The sequence below is a fragment of the Sneathia sp. DSM 16631 genome (assembly GCF_014892235.1).
GTDB lineage: Bacteria > Fusobacteriota > Fusobacteriia > Fusobacteriales > Leptotrichiaceae > Sneathia > Sneathia vaginalis.
In genome coordinates this window covers 67,916-93,069 of the sequence record NZ_JADBHL010000003.1, presented here as the reverse complement: position 1 = coordinate 93,069, position 25,154 = coordinate 67,916, and the positions used below count along the sequence as shown (strand labels likewise).

The 25,154-nt window shown below is 28.4% G+C and carries 23 protein-coding genes; 9 read left to right on the top strand and 14 right to left on the bottom strand.

Annotation, left to right across the window (positions count from 1 at the left end; translation table 11 throughout):
* Positions 1-167 precede the first annotated feature (167 nt).
* From IMK15_RS02680 to IMK15_RS02670, 3 genes are read left to right on the top strand one after another with little or no spacing between them, the layout of a single operon-like run.
* The gene (locus IMK15_RS02680) at positions 168-1,154 is read left to right on the top strand and encodes a LacI family DNA-binding transcriptional regulator (RefSeq protein WP_046328891.1); all 987 of its coding nucleotides are present in this window, start codon (positions 168-170) and stop codon (positions 1,152-1,154) included.
* A 1-nt stretch (position 1,155) separates the two neighbouring features.
* Positions 1,156-2,109: a sugar kinase gene (locus IMK15_RS02675; protein ID WP_192941787.1), complete on the top strand. Its 954-nt coding sequence runs from the start codon at positions 1,156-1,158 to the stop codon at positions 2,107-2,109.
* Entirely contained in the window at positions 2,106-2,732 is a 627-nt protein-coding gene (locus IMK15_RS02670) for a bifunctional 2-keto-4-hydroxyglutarate aldolase/2-keto-3-deoxy-6-phosphogluconate aldolase (RefSeq protein WP_226869172.1), read from the top strand. The genes IMK15_RS02675 and IMK15_RS02670 overlap by 4 nt, the downstream gene beginning before the upstream one ends.
* 20 nt (positions 2,733-2,752) lie before the next feature.
* Here IMK15_RS02670 and IMK15_RS02665 read toward each other — a convergent pair whose 3' ends face one another.
* From IMK15_RS02665 to IMK15_RS02615, 11 genes are all read right to left on the bottom strand, one after another.
* The gene (locus tag IMK15_RS02665) at positions 2,753-3,733 is read right to left on the bottom strand and encodes an ATP-binding cassette domain-containing protein (protein ID WP_192941786.1); all 981 of its coding nucleotides are present in this window, start codon (positions 3,731-3,733) and stop codon (positions 2,753-2,755) included.
* Positions 3,714-4,514, bottom strand: a complete 801-nt coding sequence (locus tag IMK15_RS02660; protein ID WP_192941785.1) for an ABC transporter permease — start codon at positions 4,512-4,514, stop codon at positions 3,714-3,716. The genes IMK15_RS02665 and IMK15_RS02660 overlap by 20 nt, the downstream gene beginning before the upstream one ends.
* Position 4,515: 1 nt before the next feature.
* On the bottom strand, positions 4,516-5,322 hold the full coding sequence (locus IMK15_RS02655; RefSeq protein ID WP_192941784.1) for an ABC transporter permease: 807 nt from the start codon (positions 5,320-5,322) through the stop codon (positions 4,516-4,518).
* Positions 5,323-5,609: 287 nt separating this feature from the next.
* Positions 5,610-7,364 carry a beta-glucuronidase gene (gene uidA / locus IMK15_RS02650; protein WP_192941783.1) on the bottom strand — a complete coding sequence of 585 codons (1,755 nt, stop codon included), beginning with the start codon at positions 7,362-7,364 and terminating at the stop codon, positions 5,610-5,612.
* Positions 7,365-7,376: 12 nt separating this feature from the next.
* Positions 7,377-9,089, bottom strand: a complete 1,713-nt coding sequence (locus IMK15_RS02645) for a glycoside hydrolase family 3 protein (RefSeq protein ID WP_192941782.1) — start codon at positions 9,087-9,089, stop codon at positions 7,377-7,379.
* Positions 9,073-9,876 (bottom strand): HAD family hydrolase, encoded by an 804-nt coding sequence (locus IMK15_RS02640; RefSeq protein WP_046328897.1) that lies wholly within the window; start codon positions 9,874-9,876, stop codon positions 9,073-9,075. The genes IMK15_RS02645 and IMK15_RS02640 overlap by 17 nt, the downstream gene beginning before the upstream one ends.
* Positions 9,866-11,284, bottom strand: coding sequence for an MFS transporter (locus tag IMK15_RS02635; RefSeq protein ID WP_192941781.1), 1,419 nt, complete (start codon positions 11,282-11,284; stop codon positions 9,866-9,868). Before IMK15_RS02635 ends, IMK15_RS02640 begins: the two co-directional genes overlap by 11 nt.
* Positions 11,285-11,287: 3 nt before the next feature.
* The gene (locus tag IMK15_RS02630) at positions 11,288-12,097 is read right to left on the bottom strand and encodes an SDR family oxidoreductase (RefSeq protein ID WP_192941780.1); all 810 of its coding nucleotides are present in this window, start codon (positions 12,095-12,097) and stop codon (positions 11,288-11,290) included.
* Entirely contained in the window at positions 12,087-13,142 is a 1,056-nt protein-coding gene (gene uxuA / locus IMK15_RS02625; RefSeq protein WP_046328900.1) for a mannonate dehydratase, read from the bottom strand. The genes IMK15_RS02630 and uxuA overlap by 11 nt, the downstream gene beginning before the upstream one ends.
* 1 nt (position 13,143) lies before the next feature.
* A complete protein-coding gene (gene uxaC / locus IMK15_RS02620) occupies positions 13,144-14,532 on the bottom strand; it encodes a glucuronate isomerase (protein ID WP_192941779.1) in 1,389 nt (462 codons plus the stop codon).
* 105 nt (positions 14,533-14,637) lie between these two features.
* Positions 14,638-15,621 carry a LacI family DNA-binding transcriptional regulator gene (locus IMK15_RS02615; RefSeq protein ID WP_192941778.1) on the bottom strand — a complete coding sequence of 328 codons (984 nt, stop codon included), beginning with the start codon at positions 15,619-15,621 and terminating at the stop codon, positions 14,638-14,640.
* Between the two features lie 556 nt (positions 15,622-16,177).
* On the opposite strand from IMK15_RS02615, the gene gpmA reads away from it, so the two are divergent.
* From gpmA to IMK15_RS02585, 6 genes are all read left to right on the top strand, one after another.
* Entirely contained in the window at positions 16,178-16,867 is a 690-nt protein-coding gene (gpmA, locus tag IMK15_RS02610) for a 2,3-diphosphoglycerate-dependent phosphoglycerate mutase (protein WP_046328903.1), read from the top strand.
* A 107-nt stretch (positions 16,868-16,974) separates the two neighbouring features.
* Positions 16,975-17,946, top strand: a complete 972-nt coding sequence (gene pfkA / locus IMK15_RS02605) for a 6-phosphofructokinase (protein ID WP_046328904.1) — start codon at positions 16,975-16,977, stop codon at positions 17,944-17,946.
* A gap of 30 nt (positions 17,947-17,976) precedes the next feature.
* Complete coding sequence (gene pykF / locus IMK15_RS02600) at positions 17,977-19,428, top strand: pyruvate kinase PykF (RefSeq protein ID WP_226869171.1); 1,452 nt, start codon at positions 17,977-17,979, stop codon at positions 19,426-19,428.
* Between the two features lie 63 nt (positions 19,429-19,491).
* A complete protein-coding gene (gene recR / locus IMK15_RS02595; protein ID WP_192941777.1) occupies positions 19,492-20,082 on the top strand; it encodes a recombination mediator RecR in 591 nt (196 codons plus the stop codon).
* Positions 20,072-21,226 (top strand): methionine adenosyltransferase, encoded by a 1,155-nt coding sequence (gene metK, locus IMK15_RS02590; protein WP_192941776.1) that lies wholly within the window; start codon positions 20,072-20,074, stop codon positions 21,224-21,226. Before recR ends, metK begins: the two co-directional genes overlap by 11 nt.
* On the top strand, positions 21,219-22,691 hold the full coding sequence (locus IMK15_RS02585) for a peptide ABC transporter substrate-binding protein (RefSeq protein ID WP_192941775.1): 1,473 nt from the start codon (positions 21,219-21,221) through the stop codon (positions 22,689-22,691). The genes metK and IMK15_RS02585 overlap by 8 nt, the downstream gene beginning before the upstream one ends.
* Positions 22,692-22,861: 170 nt before the next feature.
* Here the strand turns inward: IMK15_RS02585 and IMK15_RS06440 are convergent, their stop codons facing one another.
* From IMK15_RS06440 to IMK15_RS02570, 3 genes are all read right to left on the bottom strand, one after another.
* The gene (locus tag IMK15_RS06440; RefSeq protein ID WP_226869170.1) at positions 22,862-23,131 is read right to left on the bottom strand and encodes a hypothetical protein; all 270 of its coding nucleotides are present in this window, start codon (positions 23,129-23,131) and stop codon (positions 22,862-22,864) included.
* Positions 23,132-23,496: 365 nt separating this feature from the next.
* Positions 23,497-24,027 (bottom strand): YadA-like family protein, encoded by a 531-nt coding sequence (locus IMK15_RS02575; RefSeq protein WP_192941774.1) that lies wholly within the window; start codon positions 24,025-24,027, stop codon positions 23,497-23,499.
* Positions 24,024-25,079, bottom strand: a complete 1,056-nt coding sequence (locus IMK15_RS02570; protein WP_192941773.1) for a hypothetical protein — start codon at positions 25,077-25,079, stop codon at positions 24,024-24,026. The genes IMK15_RS02575 and IMK15_RS02570 overlap by 4 nt, the downstream gene beginning before the upstream one ends.
* Positions 25,080-25,154: the final 75 nt, after the last annotated feature.

The window sequence follows — 25,154 nt, the reverse complement described above, 5'->3', positions numbered from 1 at the left end:
TTTTATCTTTTCTTGTAAGTTTACTCATAAAAAAACTGCACCTCCAATCTTGTGTCCAAGATTTTGGGTGCAGTACAAATTTAATTTGGCACTTTTTTAGTATTCTATTGAATTTTTAAATTTTAGGTAGTATAATATATATGTGTATCGGTTTCTAAGGAGGTTATATGGAATTAACAATAAATGATATTGCTAAATTAGCCAATGTTTCTAAGACTACAGTTTCAAGATTTTTAAATGGTAAGTATGAATTTATGTCTTCTGATACTAGAAAACGTATTCAAGAGATAATAGACAGTACTGGATATACTCCTAGTAATCTTGCAAGAAGTCTTAAAACAAGAAAAGGTAAGATTATAGGTCTGACTATTGCTGATATGCAAAATCAATTTTCTAGTTTTATCTTCAAGGGTATTAGTGAAGTTTGTTGTAAAAAAGGTTATCATGTTTTAGTGACTGAAGTTAATGGCGATGAAAAAGACGCAATAAATTCTCTATTATCATATAATATAGACGGATTAATAATTAATACAATAGGTGGTAATGATGAATATATTATAGACCTTGCAAAGAAAAAAAATATACCTATAGTCCTAGCTGATAGAAGTATAGGCTCAAAAAACACTATAGATACCGTTACTTGCGATAATTATATAGCTAGCTATAATTTAATGAAACATTTAAAAAAACAAGGTTTTGAAAATGTAGCTTTTTTTACAAGCAATATGAAGAATAATAGTGTTAAGAATTTAAGGTATAGTGCATTTTGTGATGCTATGTCAGATATTTTTAAAAGAAACCCTAAAGACACTACCTATATTGATAACTTTAACTTAAAAGACTTTATACAAAAATACAGAAATTCTAATACAGCCATATTTTGTGTAAATGGATCTATATTACTTAAAGTTTTAGATGAGGTTAATAATCTTAATCTATCATTAAAAGAAGAAAATATAGGGATTTGTAGTTTTGATGATTGGGGATGGCAAGAATTATTAAATATCACAACTATACGCCAAGATTCATATGAGTGTGGTAAGATATGTGCTAATCTTTTATTCAAGAGACTAGAAAATATGGATAAAACTGTTGAATTTATAGAATTACCAACAAAATTAATTGTAAGAAATTCAACAAAAAATGAGGTGTAACATGAAAAATATATTATTATTAGGTGAACCCCTAGCATTGTTAGTCGCTGAAGAAATAGGTGATTTAGAAGATATTAATACGTTCTATAAAACAACAGCAGGGGCTGAGTTAAATGTTGCTGTCGGTTTAACTAGGTTAGGTTTTAATACACAATATGTCACAAATTTAGGTGATGATCCTTTTGGAAAGTCAATATATAATTTTATAAAAAAAGAACATATAGGTCTAAAATATATTAATGTTTTAGAAAATGAAAAAACTGGAATAATTTTAAAAGCTAAAACAAATGTAGGTGACCCTAAAGTATATTATTACAGAACCAATAGCGCTGCAACAAAATTAAATGTTTCGAATATAGAAAATATTGATTTTGAAAATATCTGCTTATTACATATTACTGGAATACCTCTTGCAATTTCAAATTCATTCAGAAATGCTATATTTTACGCAATAGAAAAAGCTAAAAAACATAATATTACAATAACTTTTGATCCAAATATTAGGCTATCAATGTGGAAGGATATGGATGACTTAAAAGATACTATACTTAAAGTTGCAAGATTATCTGATTACTTTATGCCTGGTTTAAATGAATGTAAGACTTTGATATCTGAAACTAATATTAATAATATTAAGGAAAAGTTCTTATCAACAGGTATTAAAAGGATAATAATTAAAGATGGTTCTCTTGGATCATATTACATAGATGAAAATCAAACAATATTTGAACCAAGTTTTGTTGTTAAAAAAGTTGTAGATACAGTTGGTGCAGGTGATGGATTTGCTGTTGGGATAATAAGCTCTATATTAGAAAATATAGACTTACATTCTATGCTAATACGTGCTAACGCTATTGGAGCAATACAAGTAACAAGTAAAAGTGATAATGAAGATTTACCATCAAGAAATGAATTATCTAATTTTATATCTAAAAATGAAAGGAAAAAATTATGAAACAAAAAATTTTAAGTAAAATTAAAGAAAATGGCTTAGTTGCTGTTGTTCGTGGTACAGATGATATTAATGCTGTAGAAATTTCAGAAAAAATAATAGAAGGTGGAATAAAAACTATTGAACTTACATTTTCTACTAGATATGCAGACAGTGCAATAAATAAATTAAGTAGAAAATACCATGATGATGAAAATATTTTAATTGGTGCTGGTACTGTATTAGATGATATTACAGCAAGAATTGCCATATTAAATGGTGCTCAATTTGTTGTATCTCCTCATTTTGATAAGAACATTTCTAAAGTATGCAATAGATACTCTATTCCATATTTAGCAGGTTGTGGTAGTGTTACAGAAGTTATATCAGCAATTGAAAATGGATCTGATATAGTAAAAATATTCCCTGGAGGAGTATTAGGAACTAACTTTATTAAAGATGTACATGGACCTATTCCTTATGCAAATATGATGCCATCAGGTGGTGTAAATATCGATAATATGGATAAATGGATAAACGCTGGTGCATACGCTATAGGTATAGGATCTGCACTAACAAAAGGTGGTATGGATAAAATCGTTGATACTACTAAAGCATTCGTTAAAAAATATAATAGGATAAAATAAGGGTAGGCTAAAAACTTACCCTACTCCTCATATATTTTTTTAATAATTTTATCTATATTAACCTCTTCAAATCTTATCTCATCAATATCTATTGCTTGGAAGACTTTAGATAGAACTTTTTTTTCAATTTGTATATCTTTTTTTATTGTTAATTTTAAGATGTTGTTTTCTATGCTATATGATTTAACTAGGTCTTTCATGGTTTCCATTGTATTTTTAATATCCCCTACATTTCTTAGAGTTAATTTTATTAATTTATCATTTCCATAATATTCTTTTAATTTTTCTAGACTATCATCATATATTATTTCACCATAGTTGATTATAATAGCCCTATTACATAAATATTCAACATCTCTCATATCATGAGTTGTTAAAAGAATTGTAACACCCTCATCCTTATTAATCTTTTTTAATGATTTTAATATTTTATCCTTTATTACAACATCTAAACCTATAGTTGGTTCATCTAAAAAAAGTATCTTTGGACTATGTAGCAATGCTCCTGCAATGTCTGCTTTCATACGTTGACCAAGCGATAAAGATCTTATCTGACTATATTTAATTTCATCTAAATTTAAAATTCCATTTAAATATTCATATCTTTTTTCAAATCCTTCATTTGTTAGTCTGTAGATTTCTTTTAAAAGACATAAATTATCCCAAACTGATAAGTCCCACCAAAGTTGTGTTCTTTGTCCAAAAACTACACCTAGATTATATGCATTTTGCTTCCTGTTTTTTATAGGACTAAAACCATTAACAAGACAATCCCCAGAAGTTGGTGTTAGTATTCCTGTTAGCATTTTAATAGTTGTAGATTTACCAGCACCATTAGGACCTAAAAATCCAACAATTTCACCTTTTTTTACGTTAAAGCTAAGGTGTTTTACAACTTCTTTTTCGCTTTTTTCTCTTTTAAATATTCCTATTCTTTTGTAGGTAGTAAACTTTTTAGTTAAATCATTAACTTCTATTATTCTATGATCCTGAGCTTTCATAACGTTTTTCTCCTTCTTTCCAAAATATGCTAGTAAATACGATTAAGATAACTATTAAAAGTATTATAGATACAAAATCCTTTATCTTCATAGGTTCTAGTAATATGTACTTAATAGGGTAATATGCTGTAAATCCATAAGCTAAAATATATGTTAGTATCATTTGCATTACTTTCGGATATATTGTTATAGGATACTTAGCAAAATCTGATACTGAGTATATTGCTCTTAAAACTGTGAAACTACGTTTAATAAAAAATGCAAAAGTTGTTCCTATAATTTTTATAGACGTATAGATTATGCAAGCAATTACTATGAAAAATATTGTTTTTACTAATATTGTGTAGCTAAATGATATATTTAAAGCTTTTAATGAATATATGTATAGGGCAAACCCTGTAATAATTTCTCCTAGTGCATCGAATTGTACGGTTTCTATAATAATCTGAAATAAAGGATTTAATGGTCTTGTTAAGTACTTATCATATGTCCCACTTATTACACCATTTGATGCAAAAAACCAAAGGTAGTCTGAATAAAAATGATCTAGACCCCTTGTTATTTGAGAAAATCCATACAAGGCTATCATTTGATTTAAGTTAAATCCAGCAATTTCTGGAGTTTGTTTGAAAATTATACTAATAAAGAATAATCCACTTATTTGAATTAGCAAAAAGGCTGTAACACCTATAAAAAAATTAACTAGAGAATTACTAAATATCTTAAACGAATATTTAAATCTAATAATATATACTTTAAAATAGTGTAAAAATGTATCCATATTACCCTCCATTTACTGTCAAATACTTTTGTGCTGATAACCAAAGCAAATGTGTTAGTATGCCTAAAATTACACACCATAAAATTTGTATACATATCAATCTATATGTTTCATAAGGGCTAAATTGATTAAGAAGTATAGATACTGGTCCGAAATTCATGTAATAAAAGGGAGTTAGTTTAAGTATCATTACTACTTTATCAGGGAAAAAGGTTAGTGGGAATAGTTGACCTGTAACTAGTGCCATTATAGTAGATTTTAATGTGAAAAATCCCCAGATGTAATTTAAATAGAAAGCTGCAAGACCTATTATGAAACTTAACATAAAGTTTAGTATAATACTAAATATTACCGTTATAGCATAAAAGAAAATACTTAAATATGTGACGTTAAATTTTGTTTTAGAATAAAGTGTATAACAGATAAGTCCAAATATTACTGGAAAAATTAGAAATAGAAAGGTAAATGATATTTCCCCCATTGTTTCTCCAATTAATCTTTTAAAATATGATACAGGTCTTATAAAGTTATTTACTACCTGACCTGACGAAACCTCATCTGCAATAGTATGTTCAATTTCACTATTATACATTCTAACAGTTAAATTAGACATTATTGTATATAGGATTAGTGAATTGAAATCAAATCCTTTAATTAGGTGATTGCCATTGTTTCTATAAACAACATACCAAATAAACATCATACTTATTACATGGAAAATATTAGCAAGTACACCTATAATGAAATTCCATCTATATACTAAGTTCGTCTTCCAAACACTTCGTATATATATTTCCATTGTCTTCATTTTTACCACCTTTTTTAATAGTTTATATGTTATTATATATTTTTTTAAGTTTTATTGTCAATTATATTTTGACTAAAATTAATTTTAATATTGAATATTATATAAAAATTGCTTTTTTAATACACTCTTACAAAAAATCCCTCTATCTTTAAAAATAGAGAGATTTACACACTATAACATTTATACCCCACCATATAGCAAGTGGTTAACATTTACGAACCGAATTATTTATATCCCACACCATCGGCAAGTGGCCAACATTTATCTGATTATATTATATCACAGTATTATTTCTTTTCCAATACTAATTCCTTATACCCATAATTTGGTATCATAGTCCATCTGTTTTTTAGGTGCTTTGCAATTGACTTAGGATTTCTTTCTCTTGTAAATATTCCTTTCTTATTACCTTGAACTCTAAATAGACCATATTTAGTTTGAAAGTCTGCATAATTCCATGTTTGTTCTCCAATAAAGTATGATAAACTATCGAAAACTTCTTCATTCATTTTGTAATACTCTATTTGAAATTCTTCAGAAAAAGGTGTCATTTCATCTATATCATGTATACCAGCTATAGTATCTACGCCATATTCTGTAAACATTATTGGTTTATTAGGATATTTTTCATGCCATAGATTTAATTCTTCTAGCATTTTTTCTCTAGCAACTTTTAAATCTCCTAAATTTACATACCAACCATAATATCTATTAAGGCAAAGTACATCACATAAACTACTAGCTAGACATTTATTTACTGGTGCTAACATAATATTTGCAAAAGTACAAGGTCTTTTTTGCTTATCTAATTTTCTAGCTAATTTAAATAATGGTTCAAAATATTCATAAGCCCCTTTTTCTGCAGTAGATGGTTCATTTGCTATAGACCACATTACAACACAAGCATAATTTTTATCTCTATCTATTAGTTCTCTTATCACTTGTTCATGAGCTTCCTTTGTATTTATTTTTCCCCAAGTATTCTTTTTTTCAGTTGTTCCAATTAAATCAAAACCAAAATTAGCCATAAGACCAACAGCTGTTGTTTCATCTATTACAACAAAACCTTCTCTATCAGCTAATCTCATCATTTCCTCAGAATATGGATAATGTGATGTTCTAAATGAATTTGCACCTAACCACTTCATTCGATTAATATCAGATACATTTAAAACTTCATCTAAGCCTCTTCCATGTATATATGAGTCTTCATGTCTACCAAATCCTTTAAAATAGAATGATTTTCCATTAATTAAAAACTTATTATCCCTAACTTCTACAGTTCTTATTCCAAACTCTTCTGTATATTCATCGATAACTTTGTCATCATTTGATAGTAGTTCTACTTTTGCTTTGTATAAATATGCATTTAACGGCTCCCATAATCTTATATTTGTAATTACACCATCAGTTGACACAACAGTATTTTCTTCATCTAGTATACTTATTTTCAATTTAGGATTTTCAATATTTGTTTTTACATCAAAACTTACTTTAGCATTATTTTTATTAACTTCATATGTAATTACTATATCATCTATATGTTGCTTAGGTTTTATCCATAGTTTAACAGGTCTATGTATACCTGCATAATTAAAGAAATCAAAATTTTCATCAACTTTTTCTTGACCATTTTCATTACTATAGTTTCCAACAGGTAACGAAGTATAGTCTAACTTATTTGAAACAATAACTTTTAATCTGTTTTCTCCTTCTTTTACATATTTATTTATATTAAATTCAAAAGGCGTAAAACCACCTTTATGTGTTCCCACTAATTCGTTGTTTATATATACCTTTGCAATATGTGTAACTGAACCAAATCTTAAAAATATTTCGTTTAGTAACATTTCTTCTTTTATCAAAAAGTCTTTTTGATAAATTAAATTTCCTACATAATTTTTCTTATCATGTCCTACCACTTGATCATTAAACGAACCAGGAACAGCTATCATTTCTTCTTTTTCATTCTCAAAATTAAATTTCCATATACCTGATAAATCTATTAAATCACGTGTTTTAGTTTGTAATGGATACAACATATTATCACCTCGTTATAGTTTAGCTTGAAATTGATTAGCCCAAACATTTTCATTAAAATATTTTCCTTTGAATTCTGATTTACCTAATAGTTTATCTACTAGTTGGTTAATTGTTTCCTTGCAATCAGAATATGCATTAATGTAGCACTTTGCCATTGTTAAGTCATGTAAATGATTTGTAAAATTAAATGAAACAACAACAGTAGGTACTTCATGAACAAACCAAGGTATTTCATTTGACATAGGCCCGCTATATTTAATTCTCATATTATTTTGTTCAGCATACCCTTTAACATCTACAAATACTAATGCTAAATCAACTTCTTTTTTGTATTTTTCTACACTTCCTTTAGCACGAACTCCTCTATCATTTAAAGTTACTATAAATCCTTCTTTTTCTAATTTTTCTACACATAATTTTTCAAATTCTTCGTTTGGCTTATATATTCCATTCTTTTCACCTTCTATTATGTATAGTCTTACTCTTTTATGTTTTTTATTATTAATAGGCAAAACATTTTTTGTATCTTTAATTAAACTAATTCCTTTATCTATAGCTTCTTTTTGCATTTCCTTGTGTTCTTTGCAACCAATTACATCTAAATCTTTTAGATTTCTTTTTGGTTTTTCAATATTTAGTCCTAACTTTGCCTTAAGACCTAAAATTCTTCTTAATGCATCATGTAATCTTTCTTTTGTTATCACACCATTTTTATACCCATTTAACATATAGTTAAAGTCTTCATCTATATCATTGAAGAATAAGAACATATCACAACCAGCTGCTATTGCCTTAGGTACATAGTCTTTTCTTTGCATACTAGAAGTCATACCTAGCATATGTGATGCATCTGTAATAACTAAACCATTAAAGTTTAATTTTTCTTTTAATAAGTCTTGTATTAATTCACTTGCTAATGTTGCTGGTAACACATCTTTATCTTCTAATCCTTTAACTAAGTATTTTTGATAATTAGGTAGTGCAATGTGACCTGCCATTATCATTTCAACACCATTATTTATATGAGTTCTATATACTTCTCCAAAACTTTTTTCCCAATCTTCTATACTTAAATTGTTAATTCCTAACACTAAATGTTGGTCTCTTTCTTCTATTCCATCTCCAGGGAAATGTTTTATGCATTTTATTACTTTGCTCTTATCTAAACCTTTTAAATATGAGACTGTATGTTTAATTACAACATCTGTATCTCTACCATATGCTCTTGTATTAACAATTGTATTTCTAAAGTTTTTTATTATATCTACGCAAGGATCAAAATTAACATTTATTCCTAGTGCTTGTTCTTCTACTCCACTAACATATCCAGCATTATATGAAACAGTTTCATCTCCACTAGCTTCACATTGTGCAGCTGTTGCTATATATGTACCATCGCTACAAGCACCATCTCCACCTGAATCACAATTAGCTGCAACTAATAGAGGTATTTTTGAATATTCTTGTAAATCATTTATTAAATTCATTACAGCTTCTTTATTACCACCTTGGTATCTTGCACCTCCTATATGATATTTTTCTATAATTTCCTTATTTGTTAAATCTGTTTCAGTAAATTTTCTATCTTCTAGACTGAAAAGATTAAAGAATAGTTGTCCTATTTTTTCTTCATCACTCATTGAATTTATTGTATTTTCAACCCATGAAATTTGTTTATCACTCAAATTATATGGTTTTTCTTTTAAATTAACTGTTCTTGGCATCTAAGTCACCTAACTTTCTTTCATATTTTTCTATATATTCAGCATCTTTGTATTCATCTTTCAAAAATTTTTCTAGGATATGGTTTATGAATAAATCCCAACTCTCATTTTCTTCGTTTACTATTATAGGGTACATAAGAACATTATTTTCTTTTGCAGACAATATATCTCCTGGTGAATCACCCATCATTACTATATTTTTAGGTTCATACCCTTTATCAATTAAATATTTAATACAATCTTTCTTTGTACCTTGACTTTGACCCATTACATAATCTACATAATCTATTAATCCAAATTTTTCCCATTCGTCTTTTATAGCCTCATTATTTGCTGCTGACACTATTGCTATATCCACATATTTTTTCATCTTATGTATTGCATCTTTAACGCTAGAAAAAGGCTTAGCCATATATTTTATACCTTCTATTTTTTTATTAACTTCATTGCTCCATATAAGTGCCTTTTCTAGCTCACCACTCTTTTTTTTCGAAATTTCTTTCTCTAAAGACTTATTAGATAACTCATTTGTCGAATTTATCCATGCTTTTAAATCATTTAAAGGTTTATTTATACTATCAAACACTAAGGAAAGTCCAACAAATCTATTTACTCCTCTTGTTTTTGAATAAAGATTTATCTTATTCCATTTTTTTAAAAATTCTTCTTTTTCCTTTATATTAAACACTCTTACAGCAATAGGTCCAAAACAATATATATGTTTGTAATTCATGGTATCCATAGCACAACCATCTGAATCTATACATACAATTTTCCTATTTTGCATTTTCTACCTCTCTACGTTTATTTAATTTTTCTGTATTTATCATAACTTGCTTTATACCTAAAGGATATATAAATAGTAGTACTACACCACATAAAATACAACCTACTCCTTGTGCTAATGTGTATATTGAATAAATACTATTGCTTACACTTACACTTTGTATTACTTGACTTGAATTATATCCTATATATGATAATATGAATCCTGTCATACCTCCTGCTAATGCTTGACCTAACTTTCTAGCAAATGAATACACAGCATATACTGTACCATCTTCTCTACAACCTGTTCTAACTTCTTGATCATCTATTATGTCTGTTATAAAGGCCCAAACTATTACGTTAAAGTATGATGTACCTAGTGCACATAGTACAAAGAACGCAAAGAATACCCATGCATTATTAAGTCTTAAAAGGTATAGGATTATGAATATACCTCCTGATATTAATAGGCCTATTGAACCTGATGTCTTTTTACCTATCTTTTTTACTATTTTACTTGCAATAGGTGAAACAGCAAATGTTAAAATTGCTCCTATCATACCTGAATATGCTAATACTTCTTTGTTTTTAAAATAATCAATATAAATATATGCTGATAAACCACTACCTAACATTGTTGTTAATAAATATATTAAAGATATTACTAAAAATACTTGTAATGATCTATTAACTTTCAAACTATTTCCTATCTTCTTTACTTCTTTTAAAAAACTCTTTTCTTCTTTATTATACTCACAAATTTTAACTTTTACTCTTTCTATAGAAAATTTATAGCAAAACATATAGAATATGAATGATAAAATTGAAAATGCTAAGGCTAAAATTGTAAATCTTTCTGGGACTATTACATTTTCTAACTTACCATTTATATACTTTTCAACAAATATCACTTTAGGAACTATATATGAGATTAATAAAATTGATATACTTGCTCCTACGCTTCTATATACTGATAATGATGCTCTTTGTTCACAATCTATAGTTATGACTGAAGCCATTGATCCATACGGAATATTTATTGCTGTATAGCATATGCTTCCCCAAAAAATGTATGTAACAAATATATATGCTATTTTTATAGGCATTGAAAAGTCTTTAACTACATATACAAATAGTAAAAATGATGATAAACTTACAAAAGGTGCAACCATTTTTATCCAAAATCTAAATTTACCTTCTTTTCTTGGTTTGATTACGTCAACTAATCTCCCCATCCCTATATCAGTAAATGCATCAACTATTCTTGCTGTTAAAAATAGTAATCCTACTACTGCTCCTGATATACCTAATACCTTAGTATAGAATACCATTAAATACATCATTACAAATATAAATGACAAATCATTTGCTACGTCACCTGACATGTATGCTAATTTATCTACCATACCAAATTTTCTATATTCCATATATTATACCCCCGAATATGCACTGAATCCGCCGTCAATAGGTATTATTACTCCTGTAATAAAACTTGCTTTTTCATTATCTACTAAAAATTCTAATGCTCCTAACATTTCTTCTGGTTCTCCAAATCTTTCCATTGGTGTGTTTCTTAATATCTTACCTGTTCTTTGTGTTGGTGTTCCATCATCATTGAATAATAACTTCTTATTTTGATTAGTTACTAAAAATCCTGGTGCTATTGCATTACATCTTACACCTACTTTTGCTAAGTGTACTGCTAACCATTGTGTAAAGTTATTTACACTAGCTTTAGCACCTGAATATGCAACTATCTTTGTTAATGGTGTGTATGAGTTCATACTTGATATATTTATTATGCTACATCCTTTTTCCATATCTTTTGCAATTACTTGTGTTGGTAATATTGTTCCTAAAATATTCAAATCGAAAACAAAACTTATACCTTTAGGATCTAAATCAAAAAAGCTTGTACCCTTGTTTTCTTTATCGTAGAATTCTTGGTCTGCTGTTGCTTTTGGATTATTTCCTCCAGCACCATTTATTAATACATCTACCTTACCCAAATCCTTTTTTATATTTTCATAAACTTCTTCAATATTTTTTTTATCTAAAACATTACACTTATATGCCTTAGTCTTTAGCCCTTCTTTTGCAAATTCTTCTTCATATTCTTTTGCTTTTTCATAATTTAAATCTAGCATCGCTACCTTTGCACCTAACTTTGCAAAATGTTTTGCTATCATTGAACAAATTACACCTGCTGCTCCAGTTACAACTACTACTTTATTTTTCATTTTTACCCCCTTTTAATTTTTCACACATTTCCCATAATCCGTTTATATATGCTACTCCTAATGCTCTGTCATATAGACCATAACCTGGTTTACCTGTTTCTCCCCATATCATTCTTCCATGATCTGGTCTAAAGTAACCTTTGTAGCCTAGATTATAGTATGTCTTAACTATTTCAGAAAAATCTAAACTACCTTCTTTGGTGATATGACCTGATTCTTCAAAGCTTCCATCTTCTAGTATCTTTATATTTCTTAAATGTGCAAAATGTATTCTTCCTTCACTACCAAATTCTTTAACCATAGCTATATAATCATTTCTAGGATCACATCCTAAACTTCCAGCACACATTGTTAAACCATGGTGTTTATCAGGATATATATCTAAAAATCTTCTTAAATTATCTCTGCAAGTTATTATTCTTGGTATACCAAATATTGAATATGGTGGATCATCTGGATGTATTGCCATATATACATCATTTTCTATAGCCACTGGTATTATTTCTTTTAAGAAGTATTCTAGATTCTTCCATAATCCTTCTTCTCCTAATTCTTTATACTCATTAATTAACTTTGCCATTTCTTCAACACTATATGATGAATCCCATCCAGGAAGTGCTAATTTTGTAGGGTCAAGTTTTTTTATTTGATCCTTATAGAATACTAAACATGTTGATCCATCTTCTCTTTTATGATCTAATTCACTTCTTGTCCAGTCAAATACAGGCATGAAGTTGTAGCATATAACCTTTACTCCAGCTTTTGCACATCTTCTAATATTTTCCTTATAGTTTTCTATATATCTTTTGTAATCTCTTTTACCTAATTTAATATCTTCATGTACTGGTATACTTTCTACTACATGGAAGTTAAGTCCTACCTTATTAGCCTTTTCTTTTAACTCTAATATATCTTCCATAGGCCAAACTTCTCCTACTTTTACGCTGTATACAGCTGTTACTACTGTATCTACATTCGGTATATGTCTAATATATTCAACTGGTATATTATCCTCTGTACCGTACCATCTAAATCCTATTTTCATTCTATCTACCCCTTTTTTCAAAATATCTTTTTGCGTTATAGTAACAAATGTTTTGTATTAGTTCTTTTAACATATCCATATCATTTGGTATTTCGTTTCTTTCAACTAAATCAGCAATAAAGTCACATAAAATTCTTCTAAAGTAATCATGTCTTGTATATGATAAGAAACTTCTTGAATCTGTTAACATACCTACAAATTTTGAGAATAAACCATTATTTGCTAAGCATTTCATTTGTTTTAACATACCTTCTTTAGTATCATTAAACCACCATGCAGCACCAAATTGCATATTTCCATTGTTTGGTTGGAAATTTGCTATGGTGCTTGCTATCAAATCATTATACATAGGGTTTAAGTTATATATTATCATTTTAGGTAAACTGTCATTTTCTACCATTTCATTTAATAAGCCATTTAATTTGTATGCTAAATTTGTATCATCAGTAATTGAATCAAATCCTGAATCATAACCTAACTTTTCAAAGTACTTCTTGTTATTATCTCGTATAGCACCAAAATGTATTTGCATAGTCCAGTCATATTTTTTGTATTCTTTGCTTAAATCTACTAAGAGTCTTGTCAAATATTTATTTACTTCTTTTTCACTTAATTCCTCTTTATTTAAAGCTTTCTTAAAAATTTCTTTTACTTCTTCTAAACTAGCCTTTTCAAATGGCATATATGTTAGTCCATGGTCACAAACACAAGTACCATTTTCATCAAAATATTTTATTCTTTCACTTAATGCTCTAACTAAGTCCTCATATTCCTTTATTTCATAACCTACAACAGAAGGAATTTGGTTAATAAAGTTATAGAACTTAGGTTTACCTATACTTAATGCTTCATCAGGTCTAAATCCTGGTAACACATTAGTTTTAAATTTACTTTCACGTATTAATTTATGATATTTTAAATCTGATATTGGGCTATCAGTTGTACATAAAGTATTTACATTAGATATTTCTATCAACTTTCTTGGACTATACTTTATACTATTAACAGCATCCCAAATAACGTTTGCATTTTTACTTGTTAATATTTCATCTATATTGAAATATCTTTTTAATTCTAGTGCATTCCAATGATAAAGTGGATTTAATATGCACTTATCAAGTGTACTAGCCCATGCATAAAATTTTTCATAATCTGTCTTATCACCTGTAATATATTCTTCACGAATTCCATTTGCCCTCATAGCACGCCATTTATAGTGATCGCCATTTAGCCAAATTTCAGAAATATTAGAAAATTCCTTATCTTCATATATTTCTTTAGGGTCTAAATGACAATGGTAGTCATAAATAGGTGCATCTTTCGCATATTCAGCGTATAGCTTATTAGCTAATTCACTATTAAGCATAAATTTTTCCATATCTAATTTCATTTTTGCCTCCTTTTGTCCTCGTTGTCATCTTCTACTACATTGTAACTCGATTTAGAATTTTGTCAATAAAAAAAAAAAAAAAAATAGCCATTTTTTTATGACTATTTATATTGTAGATTCTCTTTCAATAATTTCTGCTGGTATAACCATACTTTTAGGTCTATCCTTATTTTCTATAAGTTCAACTATCTTATCTACTAAATTTTTAGCTATACTTTCGAAATTTTGTTTAATTGAACTCATGCTTGGATATGTTTCGTTACATATAAAGGTATTACCGAAGGTTATAAACTTAAAATTCATTGGACAAGGAATTTTTAATTTATTAATTGCTCTTACAGCACCTAAGCCTAAAACATCACTACCTATTAATGCTCCATCATACAAACTATCTTTTAGATACTTTTTAGTTATTAAAGCTTCAACATCAAAACTAGTTCTGTAATTATAGTGTATATTTTCATCATTTATCATGTATCCAACACTTTTTAGAGCATCAGCATAACCTCTAACCTTTTCTTTATTAGTTATTGTATCTGGATCATCTAGTATTATTGCTATATCCTTACACTTTTTTTTAATAAGTGCCATTGTTGCAATATATCCACTTTCATACTGATCTGTTCCAACACATACATACTTATCACTAATACCTGACATCACAACTGGAAGTTTATCTCTAACAGCCTCTTCTATATCTTCCATTTTTTTAGGGTTCAAAAAGATTATACCCTCATAAAAACCCTTATCTATTTTACCTAAATTATTTCTTTTAACCTTATCTAAGCTTTCATGTACTATAATAGTATAGTCTTTCATTTTCGCAAAGGTTAATATATGATGTAGTATAATATAGTTCTTACTCAATTCATTACTTTTTGTATTTGTTATTACACCTATTTGTCTTGTTCTACTGCTAGCAAGTCTTTTAGCGTTATAATTTACACTAAAGTTTTGTTCTAATAAGATCTTTTTTACTTTTTCTTTTGTTTCTTCCTTTACATTATCTTCATTATTAATAACTCTAGAAACTGTTTTAAACGACACACCTGCCAATTTTGCAATATCTTTAATCGTTAATTTCTTCATAATACCTCTTCAACAATTCATTTTAATTCTAGCTCTATTCTACAACATTTTTTTATAAAACAAAAGAAAAAAAGTTGTCATACAACAACTTCATTTTTCTTATATAAGCATAAATCACACACTTATAGCTATTCTTTTAGCTATTGACCCTAAAAGTGTAAAATCAATGTATTTCCCCAAATACATATGCATTATACCTTCAATCTTTCATAATGTCAAACCAGACTTTTCCCTTCATTTTTTTCAGTATTTAAAGATGTAGTTGGTGTAATTTAATAAGTCTTTATTTTTTGTATTTTGAAAAAATTGAAAAAATATTTTTTTGAGTAGTTTTCTTAATATTATAAATTTTTTATTATTTTTTCACAACATATCTGCTATTTACAAATATATTTTCTGTCATTTGTTAAGTTATTATCCATTAAACTTCTTTTAATTTTGTACATTTTTTTCATGGTTTTCACTTGTATTTTTCATTTTAATCTTTTTTTATTGATAAAAGTACCTGAATATAGTATAATGTATTCAAAGAAAGTTGAAAGGAGATACATACTATATGAAGTTAGTATTAATACGTCACGGACAAAGTGCTTGGAATTTAGAAAATAAGTTCACTGGATGGACAGATGTAGATTTAACTGAAAAAGGTGTTGAAGAAGCTAAAAATGGTGGAAAAACACTTAAAGATTTAGGATTAGAATTTGATGTAGCATTCACATCTTACCAAAAAAGAGCAATCAAGACTTTAAACTACGTACTAGAAGGAATAGACCAACTATATCTTCCTGTATATAAATCATGGAGATTAAATGAACGTCACTACGGTGCATTACAAGGTCTAAATAAAGCTGAAACTGCTAAAAAATATGGTGATGAACAAGTTCACATCTGGAGAAGAAGCTTCGATGTTGCTCCACCTAAGGTTGAAGTAACTGATAAAGAAAGATATCCTAAATTCGACAGAAGATACAAAGATTTAACAGATGAAGAATGTCCAAGAGGAGAAAGTTTAAAAGATACAATTGCAAGAGTATTACCATACTGGAACGATGTTATTTCAAAAGAAATAAAAGATGGTAAAAATGTAATTATTGCTGCTCACGGTAATAGTTTAAGAGCATTAATTAAATATCTTTTAAATATTTCTGATAAGGATATACTAGATTTAAATTTAACAACTGGTAAGCCTTTAATTTTTGACATAGATAAAGATTTAAATATTCTTTCAAAACCTGAAAGTTTTTAATAAATAGCTAGGTTATGCCTAGCTTTTTTTTGTTTTTAATATTGAAAAATCTGCCAAAAAGTGCTATTATCTACTTAACTAAAAAATGTGATCAGAAGGAGTAAATTATGAAAAAAATAGCTATTCTAACTAGTGGCGGTGATGCACAAGGTATGAACACTGCAATTCGTGCCGTTGCAAAAACAGCAATGTTTAAAGGTTGGGAAGTTTATGGTATCAGAAGAGGTTACAAAGGTATGCTTGAAGATGACATATACAAAATGACACCACTAGACGTTTCAAATATTGCAGATAAAGGTGGAACAATATTAAAGACAGCTAGATTGCCTGAATTTAAAGATCCTAAAGTAAGAGCATTAGCTGCAGAAAATTTAAAGAAAAGAGGTATTGACTCTCTTGTTACAATAGGTGGTGACGGTTCATATCATGGTGCATACTATTTAAATATTGAACATGGTATACAAACTGTTGGATTACCTGGTACAATAGACAATGATATTGCAGGTACTGATTTCACTATTGGTTTTTACACTGCATTAAACATTGTAATTGACGCTATATCAAAATTACGTGATACTGCTCAATCTCATGACAGAACTATCCTTGTAGAAGTTATGGGAAGAAATTGTGGAGATATTGCTTTAAATGCTTGTATCGCTGGTGGTGCAAACGGTGTTATTATCCCTGAAATGCCATATAAAATAGAAGCTATTGAAGAAATAATAAGAAAAAGAAGAGAAGAAGGAAAGAATTTTGATGTTATAGTCGTTTCTGAAGGTGTAAAAGAAGGCACTCAAGAAATTGCAAGACAATTAAAAGAAAGAAATCCTAAATTAGATGTAAAAGTTACAACTCTAGGACATATACAAAGAGGTGGATCTCCTACAGCATTTGATAGATTACTTGCAACTAGATTAGGTGTAGCTGCAGTTAATTTAATAGAAAAAAATGAAGCAGATGGAGTTATGCTTGGAATAGAAAAGACTTTAGTTGTTACACACAAATTACAATATGCTTGGGAAAACTATGAAAAGAAAGATCAAAAATTCTATGAAATTGCAATGATGTTATCAATCTAATATAATATATAATATAACTTAGGAGGAAATATGAAAATTAAAATGACAAAAGTTGTTTGTACTATAGGGCCTAAAAGTGAAGATCCAAAGGTATTAAAACAATTACTATTAAGTGGAATGAACGTAATGAGATTAAACTTCTCACATGGTGACCACGAAGAACACGGAAAAAGAATTAAAACATTAAGAAAGCTTTGTGAAGAAACAGGAAAATTTGTTGCAATAATGCTTGATACTAAAGGACCAGAAATTAGAACTGGTGAATTTAGAGAAGGTGACGTTAAATATGATTTAGTCGAAGGTCACAAAATCACATTAACAACTGACTATGCATTCAAAGGTGATGACAAGAAAATATCTGTTTCATACAAAGATATTACAAAAGACTTAAAACCTGGAGATACTGTTTTAATTGATGATGGTTTAATCGCATTAAACGTTGATTCAATCGAAGGTGAAGAATTACACTGTACAGTTAAAAACAGTGGTGCTTTAGGACAAAAGAAAGGTGTTAACTTACCAAATGTTTCAGTAAGCTTACCTGCTTTAGCACCTAAAGATATATCTGACTTAAAATTCGGTTGTGAACAAGGTGTAGACTATGTTGCTGCTTCATTTATAAGAAAAGCATCAGACGTTGCTGAAGTTAGAAAAGTTCTTGATGAAAATGGTGGAGAAAACATTAAGATTATTCCTAAGATTGAAACTCAAGAAGGATTTGATAACTTTGATGAAATACTAGAATTATCAGACGGTATCATGGTTGCAAGAGGTGACTTAGGAGTTGAAGTACCAGTTGAAAGAGTACCATACATGCAAAAGGTTATGATAAAGAAATGTAATGAAGCTGGAAAACCAGTTATTACAGCTACTCAAATGTTAGACTCTATGCAAAAAAATCCTAGACCTACAAGAGCAGAAGCAGGAGACGTTGCTAATGCTATACTAGATGGTACTGATGCTGTTATGTTATCAGGAGAATCTGCAAATGGTAAATACCCAGTAGAAGCTGTTAAGACTATGGCTAGAATTTCAAGTGTAACTGATGAAATAGGAGTTGGAAGAAGAAGTTATACACCAACATCTATGACTATTACTGAATCTATTAGTAAGAGTGCAGTTTATGCAAGTGAAACATTAAATGCTAAATTAATAGTTTGTTGGACTAAGACAGGTAGAGCTGCTAAGATGATAAGAAAGTATAACCCTACTGTACCTATCATTGCTTTAACTGACCACCCACAAACTGCAAGACAATTATCTGTTGTTAGAGGTGTAAGATCAGTATTAGCTACAGGACTTGATAAGACTGAAGACTTCTTCAAAAAAGCTGTAGAAGTTGCTGAAAGTCATGCATTTACAACTGAAGACGAAAATTACACTGGTATTAAAAAAGGTGATTTAATCGTATTAGTTACAGGTATATCTGAAACAGGAACTACAAATACACTTAAAGTTACTAGAATAGGAGAAAACCAATAATAGTAAATATAAAAGGAGTATATTTACCAAAATATACTCCTTCTTTTTTGTAAAGGAATATATATGACAAAATTAGATGAATTAATAAAGGCTTTTTCTGGTCTACAAGGTATAGGAAGAAAAAGTGCTGCAAGAATTGCTTTTGATTTATTAAAAAAAGATGAAAAAGAAGTTAATAAATTCATAAATACTTTGACTGAAGCATATAATACAATTAAACCCTGCACTATATGCAATACTTTAACTGACAGTGGTGTATGTAATATATGTACTAATGAAAAAAGAAACCATTCTGTAATATGCATAGTTGAAGACACTAAAGATGTTTTTGCAATTGAAAATTCTAATGTATATAACGGCATATATCATGTACTTGGTGGAAAAGTTGATCCCCTAAATGGTGTTGGTATAGATGACCTTAATATTTCAACACTTTTAAATAGGCTAGATAATGTAAAAGAAATTATCTTTGCACTAAATCCAGACCTTGAAGGTGAAACTACCATACTTTACCTAACAAAGCTATTGCCTAAAAGTATAAAAATAAGTAAAATAGCAAGTGGTATACCTATGGGTGGTAATATTGAATATACCGACATAGTTACGCTTACTAAATCATTAGAAGGGAGACAAACGATAAATAATGAACAATAATTATTCTTTTTTTACATCAGAATTTGTATCACCTGGGCATCCAGATAAAATATGTGATCAAATTTCAGATGCAATATTAGATGAATGTTTAGCAGATGATATAAATTCAAGAGTTGCTTGTGAAACATTTGCAACTACTGGTTTAATTTTAATTGGTGGTGAAATAACTACTAATACATATGTTGATGTACAAACAATCGCAAGAGGCGTTATAAAAGAAATAGGATACAAACCTGGACTAGGGTTTGACTATGACTGCGGTGTAATAAACACTATTCACGCTCAATCACCAGATATCTCTATGGGTGTTGATACTGGAGGTGCTGGAGACCAAGGTATTATGTTTGGTGGAGCTGTTGATGAAACACCTGAACTTATGCCACTTGCAATTACACTAGCTCGTGAAATAATAAAGAGATTAACTAAGTTAACTAGAGATAATACTCTTCCTTGGGCAAGACCTGATGCTAAATCACAAGTTACACTAAAATATGATAATGATAAAATAGTTGGTATAGATGCCATTGTATTATCTGTACAACATGATGAAAGTGTAACACAAGATATGATTAAAGAAGAAGTTAAAAATCTTGTATTTGAACCTGTACTAAGAAAATATGGATATGATTTACAAGATGTTAAAAAAATCTTCATAAATCCAACAGGACGTTTTGTAATAGGTGGTCCTCATGGAGATACTGGTCTTACAGGTAGAAAGATAATAGTTGATACCTATGGTGGATACTTTAGACACGGTGGTGGTGCATTTTCTGGTAAAGATCCATCTAAAGTTGATAGATCTGCTGCATATATGGCAAGATACATTGCAAAAAATATCGTTGCAGCTAAATTAGCCAAAAAATGTGAAGTTCAATTATCATACGCAATTGGTGTAGTAGATCCAATATCTATTAAAGTTGAAACATTTAATACATCAAATGTTCCAGAACAAAAAATTGAGGAAGTTATACCTCAACTATTTGATTTATCACCACGTGGTATAGAAAAAACATTGAATTTAAGAACACCTAATTTTAAATACAAAGACCTTGCAGCCTTTGGGCACATTGGTAGAACAGATATAGAATTACCATGGGAAAAAATTGATATGGTAGATAAATTATTGGGGGCAATACATGATTAAAAAACTACTTATTTTACTTCTTTTTTGTTTTACTTTTAGTTGTGGTAATACAAATACAACTTTAACATACAATATGGTATCAGAACCTACTACAATAGATCCACATCATTTTAATGAATTAGTAAGTGTACAACTTATGAATAATATTTATGAAGGTCTTCTTAGATTAAATGATAAGAATGAATATGAACCTTGTCTTGCTAGTTCGTATACAAAAAATGGAAATACATTAACTTTTACAATAAGGAAAAACTTAAAATGGAGTGATGGTAGTCCTTTAACTATAGATGATATATTATTTGGATTTAAAAGAGCATTAAATCCAAAAACTGCGTCTAGATTTGCCGAATTACTTTATCCTATTAAAAACGCAAAAGAATACAATGAGGGTAAAGTTAGTGAAGATGAACTAGGTGTTAAAAATGTTAATGGTAAACTTGTCATAACACTAACTAAACCAACTGTATATTTTGAAGATATACTAACCCTACCCATATCTTTTCCTGTAAAAAAAGGAACGACAAAAGATATAGGGGACTTTAAAACAGCACTATACAATGGACCATATATAATACAAAAAATGGATAACTCAAGTATTCTTCTAAAAAAGAATAAGTACTATTGGAATAGTAAGAATGTATACTTTAGTAATGTAAAGTTACTATTTATCTCAGATTTCTCTGTTTTAGAAAATTTAATAAAAAACGATGAAGTTGATCTTGCTCGTGTTGAACCTTATGATCTTGAAAGTAAGAAGAAGAATAATGAGTTAATAAATTATCAAAATGGTAGACTTTGGTACTTAGACTTTAATCTTGATAATCCAATACTAAGTAAAAAAGAAAATAGACTTGCTATACGTGATAGTATAGATAGACAAAAATATGTAAATGTAATTAAAGAAGATGGATCTATTGTAAGTAAATCAATAGTATCTAATGTATTTAAGAAATATAGACAAATGTATCCAGATAAAGATTACTTTAAGGACAATGTTAAATCAAACATATTATCTGGTAAAACTTTAAGACTTCTTACTGGTAATACATCTGTAGAAGTTAAAGAAGCAAACTTTATACAAGAAGAATTAAGAACTAAATTAAATTTAAATGTAGTTGTTACAACTGTAACATTTAAAGATAGACTAGCTCTAACAAGAGCACGTGACTTTGACATTGTATTAAATACATATAGTCCGAAATTTAATGACCCCGTTAGTATGCTATACAGATGGGGCAATAAGGGAAATAAAGAATATGATGATATATTATCGAAAATAGATAATGAACAAAATGAAAATGCTCGTTATTTACTTGTAAATAAGGCTGAAAGATTATTAGTCGATAATGCCATCATTGCACCTCTTTACTACTCTACTGAAAATTGGTTCATACGTAAAGGTCTTAAAAATATTGTAATACACCCCATCACTAATACGATGGATTTATTTAGAATAAAGAAATGAAAATGATACTCTGAGATTTTTTTAAATGTCGGTCTAAATACCAAAAATATCGGCTTAAGGTTTATTACCTTATAGCCGATATTTTATACTATTTGAATACTTCTCACAAAAAATATCTAATGATTTATGCCTTGTAACTTGAATATTTAACTTCAATAGGGCTAATTTTTTTACCATCTGAAATTATGACCATTTGTAGCTAAAATTTGTGCTATAACATTTTCATAAAATATACCTAAATTAACATTTAATTTATCACTTAATAATTTTAAATAAATGTCATTATCAGTAAATTCCCTGTCTTTAAACATTAATGTTACAAGTAATCCTATATCAGATAGGTATAGCTTCATATATACTAGATACTTTCCACTATTATCTATTTTGTAAAAATCATCGGAATACAAATTGATTATTTCTCTTTTAACATCATCTACCATTTTAAGATTATTTGTATTAATAATGTTGTAAATTACCTAAAAAAATCTTTTTATCAAATACTTCTTTTAATATCACCTATAGCCCATAAAAATTCTTCATAGTCTAATGGGTACATATTAATTTTTTTATTGCTTGTCTTGCAGTTGGATAAAACTGCACTTCATCAAAAACTATTAGTGCTTCTTTTTCATTACATTCATGTTTCCGCATTTTTTAAAAGTGGATTTTATCATGTTCCCGCACTTTTTCACATTTTAGCTTTTTGCTACATTTTTCTATTTATTTTTTTTAATTTTTATGATATTATACTCATATAGATAGATTTCCTTTATTATTGTTTTGGTTTTCATATTATAGGGTCTATCTATTTTTTTATTAACTTTCTTAATTCTGTTACTTCTTCTTTTAATTCTTTTATAGTTTCTTCCATTCTCTTCATCTTTTCATCTTTTGTACTACTTACTACTGTCATACCAAAGCCTAATCCTACTCCTACATTTCCTCTCATATTTGTTGATACTCCCAACTTATATGAAAATCTTTCTGTATTTCCACTGATTCCTACTGCTAATGCGTGTTCTCCTCCATACGTTCCATATGCCCCTGTTATATTCAACAATCCTTCTCTTGGTTGTGTCATACTTGACATAGCTATTGCATTGGCTACTCCAGATAGAGCTAAGTTTGATTTTACATTGATACCTTCTAGTTTTTTGTCTACTTCTGCTTTGTTATAGTAATTTTTATACAATTGACCACCTGTAATTACATCTGTTGAATTTTCTTCTATCTTTCCATCTGAAATATTTGTTAGTACTTTCTTAACTGCTGGTTGTAATACTATTTCTCCTTTTGCTTCATTAGGTTGTTGTTCATTTCCACCTTTATTCTTCATTTACCATTTTCATATTTTAATTCTTTAATATCACTAGGCTTATATAACTTTCCATCTTTAGCTTTTACTAATTGTTCATTCCCATCTTTTAATACATAACTAATTGCTCCACCACCTGAAGAAGAATTAGCTGCAACATAATCTTTTAATTGTTTTACATTAACTGCATCTGTATCATCTGTACCAGCTTTAACATATTTAATTTGTCTAGTTGTTTTATCATTACCAATTGATACTGCATTTTCTATTGCTTTAGAACCATTACCTATTACTATTGCGTTATTTTTTTTTGCCATTTTAACACCATTCCCTAAAATAATATTATTATTATAACTTGTAAAATTATTTGACCCTAATACAATATTATTTTCACCATATATTTCATTATTATTACCATGTACCACATTACCATTTTCATTTGTTTCAGATAAATTATTTTTTAAACTATTACTATTATATTTATTACTAGAAGTATTAACAAAACTAGAACTCATATCATCATAATTTATTTCTTCAAATTTTGCTGTTATACTTATATTTTTAGTTATAAATGGATCACTATCTAATTTTAAAATATATGACGGATGTTCTGACTTATATTTTTCTACCAGCAATTTATATGTACCTGTTTCACTAAATCTTTGATATGGCTCTTCATCAGTTGTTTGACTACAAGTCAGACCACTGCAATTACCATATTTGTCTGGAAAGCATAAACTATATGTTAAAGTTACTTTCTTTTTCTTACTTTTTTCATAATCTTTTTTAGAATTATATACTTTATTTCTATTACCTAATATTAAATTATTACTTCCAAATATTTTATTTCCTTCTCCTATAGAGTATATTTTATTACCTACTGATATACTGCCTACACCTATAGTAGTTGAATTATCACCAATAGTTCTAACTTTTGTTCCTATTGCATATGAATTTTTTCCATCTACATATGCGTCATCTCCCATTTCATTTTTTATATCACTAGCTAACACTATTCCACTTTGTATTATAGACAAAATGAAAATAATCTTCCCTAAATAAATCTTTTTCATAATAAGTCATCCCTTATATATATTATTTAACTAAATCTTACCCCCCCCGAAGTTTTGTCAAGTTTTATCGAACAA

Bases quoted from the DNA above. Each gene is read 5' to 3' on its own strand.
- IMK15_RS02585 (WP_192941775.1), top strand. From the start codon at position 21,219: ATGATTAAAAAACTACTTATTTTACTTCTTTTTTGTTTTACTTTTAGT.
- metK (WP_192941776.1), top strand. From the start codon at position 20,072: ATGAACAATAATTATTCTTTTTTTACATCAGAATTTGTATCACCTGGG.
- IMK15_RS02570 (WP_192941773.1), bottom strand. From the start codon at position 25,079: ATGAAAAAGATTTATTTAGGGAAGATTATTTTCATTTTGTCTATAATA.
- IMK15_RS02670 (WP_226869172.1), top strand. From the start codon at position 2,106: ATGAAACAAAAAATTTTAAGTAAAATTAAAGAAAATGGCTTAGTTGCT.
- uxaC (WP_192941779.1), bottom strand. From the start codon at position 14,532: ATGAAATTAGATATGGAAAAATTTATGCTTAATAGTGAATTAGCTAAT.
- IMK15_RS02615 (WP_192941778.1), bottom strand. From the start codon at position 15,621: ATGAAGAAATTAACGATTAAAGATATTGCAAAATTGGCAGGTGTGTCG.
- uidA (WP_192941783.1), bottom strand. From the start codon at position 7,364: ATGTTGTATCCATTACAAACTAAAACACGTGATTTAATAGATTTATCA.
- gpmA (WP_046328903.1), top strand. From the start codon at position 16,178: ATGAAGTTAGTATTAATACGTCACGGACAAAGTGCTTGGAATTTAGAA.
- IMK15_RS02575 (WP_192941774.1), bottom strand. From the start codon at position 24,027: ATGAAGAATAAAGGTGGAAATGAACAACAACCTAATGAAGCAAAAGGA.
- recR (WP_192941777.1), top strand. From the start codon at position 19,492: ATGACAAAATTAGATGAATTAATAAAGGCTTTTTCTGGTCTACAAGGT.
- IMK15_RS02675 (WP_192941787.1), top strand. From the start codon at position 1,156: ATGAAAAATATATTATTATTAGGTGAACCCCTAGCATTGTTAGTCGCT.
- IMK15_RS02645 (WP_192941782.1), bottom strand. From the start codon at position 9,089: ATGCCAAGAACAGTTAATTTAAAAGAAAAACCATATAATTTGAGTGAT.
- pfkA (WP_046328904.1), top strand. From the start codon at position 16,975: ATGAAAAAAATAGCTATTCTAACTAGTGGCGGTGATGCACAAGGTATG.
- pykF (WP_226869171.1), top strand. From the start codon at position 17,977: ATGAAAATTAAAATGACAAAAGTTGTTTGTACTATAGGGCCTAAAAGT.
- IMK15_RS02655 (WP_192941784.1), bottom strand. From the start codon at position 5,322: ATGAAGACAATGGAAATATATATACGAAGTGTTTGGAAGACGAACTTA.
- IMK15_RS02630 (WP_192941780.1), bottom strand. From the start codon at position 12,097: ATGAAAAATAAAGTAGTAGTTGTAACTGGAGCAGCAGGTGTAATTTGT.
- IMK15_RS02635 (WP_192941781.1), bottom strand. From the start codon at position 11,284: ATGGAATATAGAAAATTTGGTATGGTAGATAAATTAGCATACATGTCA.
- IMK15_RS02640 (WP_046328897.1), bottom strand. From the start codon at position 9,876: ATGCAAAATAGGAAAATTGTATGTATAGATTCAGATGGTTGTGCTATG.
- IMK15_RS02665 (WP_192941786.1), bottom strand. From the start codon at position 3,733: ATGAAAGCTCAGGATCATAGAATAATAGAAGTTAATGATTTAACTAAA.
- IMK15_RS02680 (WP_046328891.1), top strand. From the start codon at position 168: ATGGAATTAACAATAAATGATATTGCTAAATTAGCCAATGTTTCTAAG.
- IMK15_RS02660 (WP_192941785.1), bottom strand. From the start codon at position 4,514: ATGGATACATTTTTACACTATTTTAAAGTATATATTATTAGATTTAAA.
- uxuA (WP_046328900.1), bottom strand. From the start codon at position 13,142: ATGAAAATAGGATTTAGATGGTACGGTACAGAGGATAATATACCAGTT.
- IMK15_RS06440 (WP_226869170.1), bottom strand. From the start codon at position 23,131: ATGGTAGATGATGTTAAAAGAGAAATAATCAATTTGTATTCCGATGAT.